This window comes from Chryseobacterium sp. D764 (genome assembly GCF_019317325.1).
Lineage (GTDB): Bacteria > Bacteroidota > Bacteroidia > Flavobacteriales > Weeksellaceae > Chryseobacterium.
Window position 1 is genome coordinate 1,061,848 of sequence record NZ_CP079219.1, and the last position, 13,432, is coordinate 1,075,279.

General features: G+C 35.2%; 10 protein-coding genes. 2 read left to right on the forward strand and 8 right to left on the reverse strand.

Annotated features, from left to right (window positions below; genetic code table 11):
• Window positions 1–160: 160 nt before the first annotated feature.
• The 3 genes from KYG33_RS04735 to KYG33_RS04745 all read right to left on the reverse strand — a co-directional run bounded on the left by KYG33_RS04735 (window position 161) and on the right by KYG33_RS04745 (window position 4,080).
• Window positions 161–2,044: a type VI secretion system baseplate subunit TssF gene (locus tag KYG33_RS04735; protein WP_077417012.1), complete on the reverse strand. Its 1,884-nt coding sequence runs from the start codon at window positions 2,042–2,044 to the stop codon at window positions 161–163.
• A gap of 24 nt (window positions 2,045–2,068) precedes the next feature.
• A complete protein-coding gene (locus tag KYG33_RS04740; RefSeq protein ID WP_047374475.1) occupies window positions 2,069–2,509 on the reverse strand; it encodes a GPW/gp25 family protein in 441 nt (146 codons plus the stop codon).
• A gap of 158 nt (window positions 2,510–2,667) precedes the next feature.
• Entirely contained in the window at window positions 2,668–4,080 is a 1,413-nt protein-coding gene (locus KYG33_RS04745) for an APC family permease (protein WP_219072773.1), read from the reverse strand.
• Window positions 4,081–4,222: 142 nt separating this feature from the next.
• Here KYG33_RS04745 and KYG33_RS04750 point away from each other — a divergent pair, with 142 nt between their 5' ends.
• Window positions 4,223–4,723: a DUF4920 domain-containing protein gene (locus KYG33_RS04750; protein WP_077417008.1), complete on the forward strand. Its 501-nt coding sequence runs from the start codon at window positions 4,223–4,225 to the stop codon at window positions 4,721–4,723.
• A 156-nt stretch (window positions 4,724–4,879) separates the two neighbouring features.
• Here KYG33_RS04750 and KYG33_RS04755 read toward each other — a convergent pair whose 3' ends face one another.
• Window positions 4,880–5,989: a M14 family zinc carboxypeptidase gene (locus KYG33_RS04755; RefSeq protein WP_219072774.1), complete on the reverse strand. Its 1,110-nt coding sequence runs from the start codon at window positions 5,987–5,989 to the stop codon at window positions 4,880–4,882.
• Window positions 5,990–6,948: 959 nt separating this feature from the next.
• Here KYG33_RS04755 and KYG33_RS04760 point away from each other — a divergent pair.
• On the forward strand, window positions 6,949–7,485 hold the full coding sequence (locus KYG33_RS04760; RefSeq protein WP_180563854.1) for a helix-turn-helix transcriptional regulator: 537 nt from the start codon (window positions 6,949–6,951) through the stop codon (window positions 7,483–7,485).
• Between the two features lie 491 nt (window positions 7,486–7,976).
• On the opposite strand, the gene KYG33_RS04765 is transcribed toward KYG33_RS04760, so the two are convergent.
• The 4 genes from KYG33_RS04765 to KYG33_RS04780 form a co-directional block, all read right to left on the reverse strand.
• A complete protein-coding gene (locus KYG33_RS04765; RefSeq protein WP_077417002.1) occupies window positions 7,977–9,143 on the reverse strand; it encodes a proline dehydrogenase family protein in 1,167 nt (388 codons plus the stop codon).
• A gap of 63 nt (window positions 9,144–9,206) precedes the next feature.
• Complete coding sequence (locus KYG33_RS04770; RefSeq protein ID WP_219072775.1) at window positions 9,207–10,136, reverse strand: UbiA family prenyltransferase; 930 nt, start codon at window positions 10,134–10,136, stop codon at window positions 9,207–9,209.
• 10 nt (window positions 10,137–10,146) lie between these two features.
• A complete protein-coding gene (locus KYG33_RS04775) occupies window positions 10,147–11,073 on the reverse strand; it encodes a mevalonate kinase (RefSeq protein WP_047385257.1) in 927 nt (308 codons plus the stop codon).
• A 135-nt stretch (window positions 11,074–11,208) separates the two neighbouring features.
• Window positions 11,209–13,371, reverse strand: coding sequence for a M12 family metallo-peptidase (locus KYG33_RS04780; RefSeq protein ID WP_257468927.1), 2,163 nt, complete (start codon window positions 13,369–13,371; stop codon window positions 11,209–11,211).
• Window positions 13,372–13,432 lie beyond the last annotated feature (61 nt).

The window sequence follows — 13,432 nt, forward strand, 5'->3', positions numbered from 1 at the left end:
AATATATTTTTTTGTTAAACGGGCTAAAGCCCGCTTTTATTGAATATTGTGCCTCACGCTGATTTGGCTGATCCCGCAGATCTTTCAATTTAATGAAATAAGAAATGCCGTATCAACTACGGCATTTATATTTTAAACTGATTTTAATTTTATTTAAAGGTTACATATCCTGAAAATCGACATCTTCATTGTTTATTCTTACTACATATTCAATCCCGTCAATGGCTTTGGCGATGATCTGATTTCTGATAATATTGGCCATATTCTCCCAATAAGCTCTTCCATAGAAAGAATAGTTCTGCGGAATAATTTCTACCTCAACAGTTCTTACAAAACCTTCTTTGGGTTTATTGCTGATCATGGTTCCTCTTCTTACTCTCACTTCTCTTACCTCGTCTTTCAGAATCATGCGGCAATAGTTTTTGACATCTTCCAAAGAAATAATTTTATCTCTTGTTGTAAGTGCATATTTATAGGCCTGAATACTGTCTGTTCCTTTCTGTTCTTCGGCACCACCTAACGTTTCGCTAAGCAATACAACAGTTTGTGATTTCAACTGATTGGAAAGTTCTGTTCCCGGGCGCATATGATTGGCCAAAGTACAATGGGTAACCCAGAAAGAAGCATAGGTATGGTCGGTTTTTTCTACCGGTTCCATGATAACATAATTCAGTTCCTGTCTGATATTCCTTTTGGCATTGTTTACTTTCTGCACCATGGTTTTCATTTTATCAGACATTTCACTGAGAACTCCTTTTACGTTGTCTCTGTTCAAAAGGGAAAATGCTGCAATTTCGTCTCTTGTCAATTCAAGAACATTAGCAATCATGTCAACTGCATTTCTGCTTGTGAAGCGTTCCATTCCTCCTTTTCTTACGGTATATAAACCTTTTTTAAGATCATCTGCCGGTGTAAAAGGGATTTCGGTGTACTTTCTTCCGTCACCGTCCTGTACCTCATCTACATAAAGGAAATGTTCTCCTTCATCGGTTACCAGAGGAATATTATTTCCCATGATATCAAGACTGTATTCTGTTTTTTTCCATCCTCTGTTGTAGATTGGGAAAGCATTCAGTACAAACGAGAAGTTATCAAGGATTTCTGCTGAAAACTGCGGTGGAAATTCAAAGGTAAGCCACAAGAAACTTTTATTATCCAGAAACTTTGTAATTTCTTCCTTTCCTTCTAAGAAATCAAGATTCTGAGGAAGTTGTCCGGGTTCTGAGAACAAGCTTCGGGAAATTCCTGTTACTTCAATAAATTTATGGCGGTAAATGCTTTTAATATCGTCAATCACCTTATTTCTAATGGACTGCTCTTTGAACATCTGTTCGTAACCGTCAGTCTGGCTTTCTGCAAGATAGCTTAATCCTTCTCTTACGAATAAAGGGTTTCCATTGCTGGACACTGAAATGTACGGCAATAATTTATAGACAAAATCAAGGTGTTCAAAAGCCGGATTGGAACAGAATATACTTAGATATTTAGGAAAACTTTCACTGATATACTTGCTGACATCTACTCCTATTGTGATTTTTCTATAATCTTCGGGTCTTCCCTGGAACCTTGCAATAGGAATTTTATTAAATCTGTCATCTATGCTATAGCAGGTATTTCCTACAAACATGATAGAGGTATGAACTTTATTGATTCTTACATTTCCTACCGGAGTAAAAGGGATATTCAGCTGTTTATCGGATTCTGACTTTACTGTGGAAGTCATCTGTTTACGGAAGAAAAACTCCGTATGTTCCAATAAAACTTCCGATGAATCATAAGGCTGTGTAAAAGCCACGGAATGCGCCGGGATAGGATGTGTATAGATGGACGGTGTCAGCAGTTTTGCAAGCTTTTCCAATATACGGGCATTCACCGTCTGTATTTCATTATTCGCTTTAAAAACTTCTGTACTGAATGCATCTATCAACAGTTTTACAAAAGGATCTAAAGACTGCGGGCTTCTGAGTCCCCAAACTTTAGTTGCATTCTGAAGCATTCTTGCTTTTACAGATTCTTTGGAATAAATATTCTGATCTAAATTCATAATTTTCTTTCGCTGTTAAAAATATTAATCAATAGACATCGGGCTTAGAAACAATTCGGTTGAAAAACTGAAACGTTCTCCTGTTTCCTCCATTTTTGCATTGATGGCAATTCTTACTTTCTTTTTAATTTCGGTGTGTTCTTTAGTATCGTAGCTGTGCTCTACAAATTGTATATGGGCATCGATCTGCGGGCTTACAATTCTTGGTTCATATTCCTGGATTTGTCTTCTTAAGCTTTTCACAAAAACGTTTTCCCAGATGGCGCTTGTTACTCCGTTATCGAATTCAAGATTCCAAACATCGTTTCCATAGTTTTCATCATATCTGTTCTCCCCTTTTTTGGTGGTGATCAGCAGCATAATATTGTGAGCAATACTTTCTCCCATATCGCAGGTATCGATACTTCCGCCTTCGGTCATTAAAGTAGACGGTACGAAAGGCATTCTGTAATTTGGTGTATCCATAACTTATAGTTTTTACTTCATGGTTCCGCTTATTTAAAAACGGAATACCAAAGTACGCATTTTCACCAAATAATTGTTACAATACATTAAAATATTATTCAAAAGAAGGGCCTTCAAACTGAATTGAAAGCCCTTAATCTATAATATATTTATTTTATTTAAGCATCCGCCTTTTTTCGATTGATAAAATAATATACCGGAAGTCCCAGCAATACCAATACAAAGCCCGGCCACGTATATTGCTGTTTGTAAATTAACAGTAAAATACAGAAACATGTTCCTATGATAAGATAAATAACAGGGGTCACCGGATAAAGCCATGTTTTATAAGGTCTTTCCAAGTCTGGCTGTTTCATTCTTAAGTAAATAACTCCAAAAACCGTAATCATATAGAACAGAACAATCACGAAAGAGATCATATCCAATAAATTCCCGTACTGTCCGCTCAGACACAAAATAGAAGCCCAGACTCCCTGCATCCATAAAGCATTTTCCGGAACTTCATTTTTATTATTTCTTACCGCTGACTTAAAAAACATTCCGTCTTTTGCCATGGTCTGAAAAACTCTCGCTCCTGCCAGAATCAATCCGTTATTACATCCAAATGTAGAGATCATTACCAATAAAGCAATGATGATAGTTCCTGCACTTCCAAAAATATTCTGTGAAGCCGCTACCGCCACCCTGTCGTTGGCCGCAAATGCAATTCCGTCTCTGTCTAATGCATTTAAGTATACATAGTTTACTGCAATATAAAGAATCATTACAGCAGAAGTCCCATAAATCATCGACTTTACAACGTTCTTTTTAGGGTTTTCAATCTCACCGGAAACAAAAGTTACACTTTCCCAGGCAACAGAGCTGAAAACAGAACCTACCATTGCGGCGGCAATTCCTCCCAGCAAAGTCATTCCTCCAATTGGTTCCCAGCCTTCTTTAATGAAATTACCACTCAAATCTTTTTTAAGATTACTAAAAGAATTTGTTCCCCAGCTGAAATTTTCTGATAGGTGAGAAATATCTACCAATATAAAACCGGCAGCTATCAAGCCCAATAATGCAATGATTTTGGAACCTGTAAAGATGTTCTGAAGGATTTTACCACTCTCTACCCCTCTGGTATTGATATAAGTAAGCAAAACAATAACTGCAATCGCCAGAATCTGTATCCAGGTGATTTTGAATTCACCACTTTGAAAAATTGGGGCAGCATCATTAAGTGAAGGGATCAGATAGGCTGTAAATTTACCAAAAGCCATTGCTACGGCAGCAATCGTTCCGGTTTGTATTACGGTAAACAATCCCCAGCCATAAAGGAATCCCATCCTTTTACCGAAAATCTCTTTCAGGTAGGTATATTGTCCGCCGGCTTTCGGAAACAGTGCAGAAAGCTCTCCATAGCTTATTGCCGCTGCCACGGTCATCACTCCTGTGATAACCCATACCACAATCAGCCAAAAACCTGATCCCAGGTTTCGCGTCATATCAGCACTTACAATAAAGATCCCGCTTCCAATCATAGAACCCATCACCAGCATAATGGCGTCCCATAGTTTCAGTTTTTTTTGCATAGTCAAGTATAGGGGTCAAATATAATCAAATCTGTCTTTCATTTTGAATTTTATTGAAAAATCCTTGAAACAGTTGTTTTTTATCATTTTTAAATCGGTTATGATTCAATATTAATTAGTATTTTTGGGAAAAATATTAAAAATGAAATTTAAAGCTATATTATTTGCAGCCGCTGTAAGTGTTTCTACTTTAGCATTTGCACAGGAATCCGGTCCACCGGCAGGAAAAGCTTTGGTAGGTGATACTTATGGAGGCCAGGTAACTTCATCTGCCGAATCTAAAGCAATCACAGTAGATAATCTGAATAAACAGCTTAAAAAAGACAACAAAAAAGTTGAAAATGTAGCTGTTAAGGGAAAAGTAACTGATGTTTGTGATAAAAAAGGATGCTGGCTTACGATTCAGACGGAGGACAATTCTAAGTTTTTTGTAAAAATGAAAGACTATGCTTTCTTTGTACCTACCGCTTTAAAAGGTAAAAATGTAGTATTGGAAGGTAATGCAGAAAGAAAAGTAACTTCTGTGAACGAGCAGAAACATTATGCAGAAGATGCTAAGAAGCCACAAGCTGAAATTGATGCAATTACACAGCCAAAAGAAGAGATCAGGTTTGTAGCCAATGGAATTAAAGTTGTGAACTAAGCTTTAATCATTGAATAAAAATCTTAATTCTAAAAATTTCTAAGGTTTAGTTTGGCTAAAGCCGGATGAATATTTATGAAACTAAAATGGGTTAAAGCCCATTCCTATTGAATATCAAAAAAGCAAAATCGGCTGTCCTGCGGGACAGCCGATTTTTTAATCTTCAATTTTAAAATCCACCACGGAATCCAGTTTCGGATATTTAGCCGCAGAAATAAATTTCTTTCCGGTACAGTCTATTTCCAGCCAGCCTTTTCTTTTCTTTACATCTCCGGCCTCCATCACAAAAGGAATAAAAGAGATATCATCCTTCCCTTCTTCTTTGATCTCCCTGTATTGAACCGCTATATCCAGAATACAGACGTGTTCTGTGTTTAGTTTTACATTTCTATAAATAATATCATAATGGGTTTCCTGATTTTCAGGAATTTCAAGGTAAGTTTCCCAACCTGTAATATCAGAATTCAGTTCGCTTATTGCCTTCAATGCATAATAAAGAGCAATAGTATAATATTTTCTCGTTCCTTTTCTGGTGTAATCATCTATAAAGTGTCCACCTTCAAATAAGATAGTAGGCATTCCGGCTTTGATAAAATTATCTCCTGTGGAAGTAGGATAAAATTCGTCAGAATATCTTCCGATCTGGTTCGGGATCATTTCCTTCAAATGGTTATATATATTTCCGATCACTGCCATACATTTTTTTCTGTTTTCAGTAACCGTACGTTCTACATTTTCGGAAGGAGCCAAAAAGGAAAGCGTAGCAGGATGAATACCGTCAGTAGTAAAGATCGTTCTCTGCTCATGAAGGTTTAATGCATAATTATATTTCTTTGAAGCTGCTGCATTTTTCAGAAACTTAATCTCTTTACTGGCTTCATTATGAAAATCTCTGTTCAGATCAATATCGGCAGCATTCAGTCTCGTCCATCTTTCAGATCCGTCCGGATTCAGCATGAATATAAAATCAAGTTGTATTTTACTGAACAAATCCTCTTTCATTTCGGGAGCTTTATCAAGACTTACTAAAAGGTCAAGCATAGCATGAGTCGCATTGGATTCGTTTCCGTGCATTTGTGACCAGGCCAATACCTGAATCTTTCCGGTTCCTATAGTTAGCTGGTAAATAGGCTTATCTAAATAGGATGTTCCGATCTCCTGAATATAATCGCTGAGATTGGTCTGTAGGTAAGAAAATAATTTTTCAGGGGAAATATAGCGATTTGAGAAATCGGAGGTTTGAGAATAGATCTGTTCAAAATTCATTTCGGGAATAGTTTACAAAAAACAAATTTAGCCATTTTTAGGCAAAAACTTAAATTAACATTTGTGAATATTGTCAAAATACAATGATTTACATTTGTTTCAGGGTTTAAAAAGAATTTACAAAGTTTAAACCTTGGTAGCATTCTGGCTTAAAAATAATTTAACAATTGTAACATTATTAAACAGTAGCAGATGACATATTGTCTGTTGATAAAATTGTGGATTGCGAATAATTTAATACAATGTATTTAAAATACTAAAAGTCAATACTTTATGTAATCCATCTAAACTGTATTTATAAGAATACTTGAAGTGTAGAAAAGGCTGTTTTTGGCCATTTGAGGGTTATTTTATCAAACATGAAAATTGTGGAAAACTTTGTTGCTTATCATATTATACAAATGTAAAAGGCCTTAAAATCAAAATTCTCTTCTTAATTTTAATCAATCTATGGTTTTTTGAAACAATTTAGCTGGCGATAAAAATAGTTGTTTAATAGAAATACTACTTCTCCTTAATCAAGAGCTATATTGATTGAAAACAGGGTGTTTACATTAGTAATTTACACTTGTAGTATCTATAAAATATCTATTATATCGCTTAATACAGGCATTTATCCGTAATCATATCCCTGGAAAAAGATTTAGGTTGATTAATAATGTAAATAGTAAATATCAAGAGATTTAAGGGACAAAATACCCTCTAAAAACGTATGAATTTACATTTATAAACTATAAATAGCAGCCCTTTATTGTAACCTGAATGAATCTTGATAAGTTCTATAATAGATTAATATAATCATTAAATACAATTGTAACTTATTTGTAATAGACTGGATTAAAATACATTACTATTATGTTACAAATGTATATTGGAAGTTATTTCAATTATTTACATTTGTGTTTTGCATTTGTAAATTATATGAGTTACATTTGTAAAATAATTAAAGGCTTATTTTTATGAGTTTAAATGAAAGAATTTCCAAAATTATAGAGTATTCCAATCTTACTCCTTCTGAGTTTGCTGATGAGATTGATGTACAGCGTTCATCCATTTCGCATATCACATCAGGAAGAAACAAACCGTCTCTTGAATTTATCATAAAAATAAAATCCCGTTTCCCGGAGCTTCTGTGGGATTGGCTGGTTACCGGTGAAGGAGAGATGCTGAAATCCCAGCTGCCTGAAACGGAAATTCCTGAGGAATATACTGAAGAGGAAAAAATAAAAACAACGCCTCTCCCCGACTTGTTTACCATGATGAACGATGATGATGAATTCGGGAGTGCTGAAACTGAAATGGAATCTCCAAAATCAAGCCCAGGAGAATCGTTTATACCGGCCCAAGATAAAGCTCCTGAAAAAATATCAGATTCTCAGCGATTAGAAAATCCAGGAGATCAACTGTTAGGGCAAATAATTGGTAATCAGACTCATAAGATAAAGCGTATTGTTTTGTTCTATGAAAACGGAAAATTTGAAAGTTTTGAGCCTTAAAAAATAAAAAACCTGATCAAAGAAAATGATCAGGTTAAAAAATATTTGAAGAAGAAAACTAAAGCTATTGCTTTATTTTGTTTTTTAAAATTGAATAGGATATCCAGCTGATGAAATTTTTATCTCATGATGACCATCTATCCCATAATATGCTTTTTATAATTTCGGCTATTTATAAGAGTGTTAAGGTGTCTATGTATTTGGAAAAATTCTGTCACAGGCAGTATCCTAAAGGGTAAATGAAAATATTTTCATACATTGGTTTTTTATGGCTCTATCAAATATAAATATTTAAAGTTAAATCAACAATAAAAATCGTATTATTTTAACATATAATTAGTGTAAATAATAATTGCGTTGATTATTGTTAATTTCATTTTACAATCTAAAGTCTGCTTCTTCAGAAATAATGGAGCTTCTGTATTGAAGTTGATTGCAATAAAAAGGCCCGCAAATCTGCAGGCCTGTTAGGTATAGTAAGAACAATATTGTTATTTCTTTCTTCTTTCCAGTTCTTTTTTGATAAGTCCCAGCTCTCTTCCGGTTTGTCCGGCTACAGAAGTGTTTTCTCTGGCTCTTCTTGTAAGATATGGCACAACATCCTTTACAGGTCCATATGGAAGATATTTAGCCACATTATAGCCTTTATCAGACAAATAGAACGTAATATTATCACTCATTCCGTAAAGCTGCCCAAAATAAACGTGTGGATTGTCAGTATCCAAAGATTTTGCTTTCATTTTATCCATAATCAGCTCTGAAGAGATTTCGTTATGGGTTCCAAAGAAGGCAGAAACTTTATCCAGATGATTCATCACAAAGTCGATTCCTGCATTGTAGTTTTTATCTGAAGCATCTTTACTTGGCTGGATAGGATCTGCATATCCTTTCTCTGCTGCTCTGGCTCTTTCTTTTTCCATATAAGCACCACGAACAATTTTGTAACCGATGAAGTAGTTTTTCTCTCTTGCTCTTTGAAGATTGGCTTCCATATATTCCAGTCTTCCTGTTCTGTACATCTGGATGGTATTCCAAACGATAGGTTTTTGCTGGTTATATTTCTCCATCATTTCTTCACAAAGATGGTCTGCCGCATCCTGCATCCAGGTTTCTTCAGCATCTACCATTACTTTTTTATCATTCTCGTGACAAAGACTGCATACTTCATCAAATCTTTTTACCACTCTTGCCCATTCTTCTTTCTGGCTGGTAGTAAGCTCCGCTCCTTTTCCAACGGCTTCATAAAGATCAATTCTTCCGAAAGCAGTAGGTTTGAATACAATAAAAGGAATGGCAGGATTTCCCACAGAGAATCTAACAATATCTTTAATTTCTTTGCAAACCGCATCAAAAGTTTCTTCATCTTCTTTACCTTCAATAGAATAATCGAAAATACTTCCAACGCCTCTTTTAAACAGCTGTTTCACAGCCTTCATACTTTCTTCACGGGTTTCACCGCCACAGAATTGCTCAAATAAGGTATTTTTTACAATTCCGTTAACGAAAGGAAAATTGTTGTGTACTGTAAAATTCAGAACAGAAGTTCCAAGGCTTGTAAGAGCGGGCTGTTCAATCATTTTAAACATCCAGTAAGCCTTTCTCAATTGTGCATCAGACTTGTCTGCAAATGCAACTTTAGTATCATTAAAAATGGGCATTCCTATTTATTAAATTTAGTTATGCAAAGGTAATAATAACCTCAGTTTATTTAAAGATTTTTTTTATAATTTATGCTCTATTCCGTTTAAAAGCATTGCAATAATTCCTACGAAAACCCAGAATCGTAATATATTCAATGTAAAGAAGTTACTTCTCCGGGAATCATTGATAAGAAGATAAATACATACTATCATGATAAAAAGCCCTCCGGCAAAATAATAGGCCATGAATCCTGTAACACCGGTTTTGGTAATGAGTTTCATAGAAACTGCCATGGTAACCATGAGTAAAGAAGTCAGGATCAATTTTGTATTTCTGCTTTTAAAATAATTAGGAATTGTGGTATATCCGAACGTTTTGTCTACACTTCTGGTAAGGGTATCTTTCACTATATCAATGCACAGCAAAATAAGAAAAAGAAAAACAGCCATCAGAAATACCTTTTTTGAAAAGGTTTCATAGTACACCATCATTCCAAAGAACGGATACAAAGTAAGACTGACGAAAGTAAGGTTGTTTACAATGAGTATTCTGCTCAATTTGTGGCTGTAAAACCACATAAAGAACTGATAAATCACAAAAAAAACAAAGACATTATGGGAAATCATCCAGGCTACTCCCAAAGAGATAGCACTGAGTGCGAGATAAGCGTATAGAAAATATTTCTGCTTGATAAAACTCTGAACTCTGGTTCTGAAAGGTTTTACGACGTGGTCTTTCTCCAGATCATAGAACTGATTGATGATGCCACCGGCGAGAATAGTAAGAACGGTACAGAAAATAATACCATGTACTTTGAAATCAAAGACGAATTTTCTGAAAGATTCATCCTGATTAAACAGGAAAAAAGTGGAAACATAGAGGGCAAATGTCAGCAGAGCTGCTACAAAAAACCGTGCTCCGAGCAGAAAGCCCACAAATTGTGAAAATCTGTACAGTAAAGATTTTGATATATAATTTTTAGATTGGAAAGTTTCTTTTTCAGAATTCATTCCAACCTGTTTAAAATCTGTAAATCACTTCTTTTTGGAAGCCTTCAAGCATTTTTTCTGCTTTTGCATAGTCTTTGGTAAATCCTAAGATGTAGCCGCCTCCACCGCTTCCGCAGAGTTTAAGATAATAAGCGTTAGAATCCAGACCTTTTTTCCAGATATTAAAAATACTTTCAGGAATCATAGGCCGGAAATGTTCATAGGCCCAGTGAGAAAGTTTTTTCAGGTTTCTAAAGAAAGGATTCATATCTTTTTTAAGGAAAGATTCAATACATGCGTTGTTATAACGGATAAATTCTTCTTTCAGGGTTTTACGGAAACCTTCTGTTTTCATTTTTTCAAAGAAAATCTGAATCATAGGACCTGTTTCCCCTGTTATCCCGGAATCGATCAGGAAAATAGCCCCTTTTCCTTCTTCTCCTTCGGGAATATTTACCCTGTCTAAATTTTCTTTATTTTCGATAAGGATTGGAAGATTCATGTAACAGATCAAAGGATCCATTCCCGAACTTTTCCCATGGAAATAACTTTCCATTTCACCGAAAACAGCTTTTAATTTTTTAAGATTATTTTTTGAAATGTTCTCTGGATTCAGCTTACTGATTGAATATTTTTCAAAAATAGCTGCTACCAAAGCTCCCGAACTTCCAACTCCGTATCCCTGAGGAATATTGGAATCAAAGAAAAGTCCGTTAGAAATATCATTTTTGAAACTCCCGATATCCAACTTAAAATCGTCAGAAAGATCAAGTGCTGTAAGATATTCAGAATATTTCTGCAGATGTCTGTTGGAATTAAGTTCAAATTCAGAACTCAGATCTGAAAATTTCAAAGTTCCTTTGTAGAAGCTGTAAGGTACTACAAGCCCCTGGGAATCTTCAATCATTCCATATTCTCCAAACAGGATTATTTTTGCATAAAATAGAGGGTTGGTCATATTGACAATAAATCTTTTTGCAAAGTTAAAAATTATTCCGCTGAATATAAGCAAAACTCAGGCCGAATTTTTTCTATATTAAAGATAATAAAAAAGCCTGATATTATCAGGCTTTTGCAAAGATATATTTAAAAATTACTGTTTGATGAGCTTCTTATTAACTGTCTGCTTCTCTGTTTCTACGGTAAGTACATAGTTTCCTGTCTGAATTGAGGAAAGATTTATTTCCTGTTTATTACCTTTCAAGGAAGAATCAGAAGCGACCAATCTTCCTGCTTCATCATAAATTTTATACCCTTTTAATCTTTCTTTTGAAGAGAGGGTTATCATATTTTTGGCAGGATTCGGATAAATATCTATTGAATTATTTTTGGTGGTGATATCTTCTACTGCTAAGACACCGCAAGAGAAATTCACCTTCCAGCCATTTCCTGTAACTCCTCCATCTGAAACAAATCTTACGGTTATAGCACCTGAAGGATCTGTTGATGTAAAAGGACCGGGAACTGTGCTTCCACTCAGATTATTTCCATTGGCGAATAATGGTGAAGCTGTAGAAGAGCCATTATACACATACATAAAATCATAGCCCTGTTCAAGATCGAATGTTGTAAATGTCATTGTCATAGATGAGCCGGGAGTAGGATAAAATGTTTTTACAAGGTCTTCATTATCTCCATACTGACCTGTGGAACCGCCTGTATCTAAAAACTGAGTTCCATCACACCATGCTCCATCAGTCAGAAAAAGCTTTGATAGCTGGAAGGCATTAGGCCCGCTGCAATCTGTTCCTACACTTAGTCTATAATAAGATGCCGGTTGAAGGTTTGTAAAATTAAAAGATTGTGTACTGGCATTTCCGGAAGATACTGCCGTTCCGCTACCTGTCGCCAGTTTATATTTCCATGATGTTGAAGCAGCATCTGTAAAAGTGGCATTTGCAGAAGTCTGCGTGATATTGTTAATGTTAAAATTTGTGATGGATGTAGGACAAGACGCTGTGCAGTTCGTACCTAGACATCCTTTTGAATCTACCGTATTTTTGATCAGTGTTCCTGGCTGTATCCCAAAGCCATTTGCAAAATTAATTCCTACACTGCTTACCAAATGACAGTAACTCATAATAGTACCACCGCCTGCAGGAGGAAGAGCTGCAGTACATCCTTCGTTATTTCCTGAAGCAGGTCCGCACCCGTCAATAGCTGTATTATTACCGTTCCAGAAACAAGCGTGAGTATGTGGTGAACCTAAATTATGCCCAAGCTCATGCGTCATAGCTTCTATATTCCATGAATAAGTGGGTACATTTTGATAATTAAAATTCATACCACAATAAGAATATCTGTAATCGGTACACAATGAATTTACGTATGCGATACTTGTTGTAGCAGGATTTCTTAATAATTGTGCCAAATCGCCATTAAAAGTGGTTCTGGTGGTTCTAAACTGGTTCAGAATTGCACTTGGTGAGCCTGCATAAGGATCGGTGGTTGTCCAAACAAAAACTTCACTTAAAGCTACATTAACATTCTCATTGGCGTACAATGTTGTAACATTATTGTGCATAGCAGTCACCCAATTGGTGGTGGTAGTCGTATTGCTTCCATTTTGGGTATAAGGACCAAAGCCTGCTTCGTAGTAAATTCTTACGCAATTATCCGTTTTTTTATTATGGGTATTGTTAGGGTTAAAAGCAGGTCTTTGGGTCTGATTTTCTTTTAGTCCGTCTATCTCACAGGCAAATGGATTGGGGCCTGTTAACTTAGAATCTGAATAGTTTACAAAATCTTCAGAATTTTTAGCTTTTCCAAGTACTATATTTCCTAATTCGGGAGTAGAAGCAACTCCTACGATATCGTTATTAAAAAAGCTAAAAGCTACAATAGAGGCATTATCTCCTTTTACAATTCCCTGATAATAAACGCCTGGAGTATACTCTACTGCTTTTCCTTTTTCTGTTACAACTTTAAAATCGTTGGTTAAGATCTGATGTCTGTACATTTCAACAGTGATCTGTTTCCCACCGTCAAAAGGAAAAGATATTTCAAGAAAATCAGGTTTTTCTCTGATTAATCTTTTCAATTCTGCTGGCTTCAAAGACATAACAGTAATATCTGTTGCTGCCCTTTTGTATTCAGCCAGTTTATCAGGATTTTTATTGATCTCAAACAGATCATAACTTTTAAGGTCTATTTTTCCATTACGATATTCCGATACTTTTTGAGAAATTGGTTTTAATTTCTGAGAAAAAACAAAAATAAAACATCCCAAAAAATAAATTAATAGAATTTTTTTCATGATTTAATAATTTATATTTTCACAAATAAACAAAAAAAATCAACATACAGTGAAAAATAGC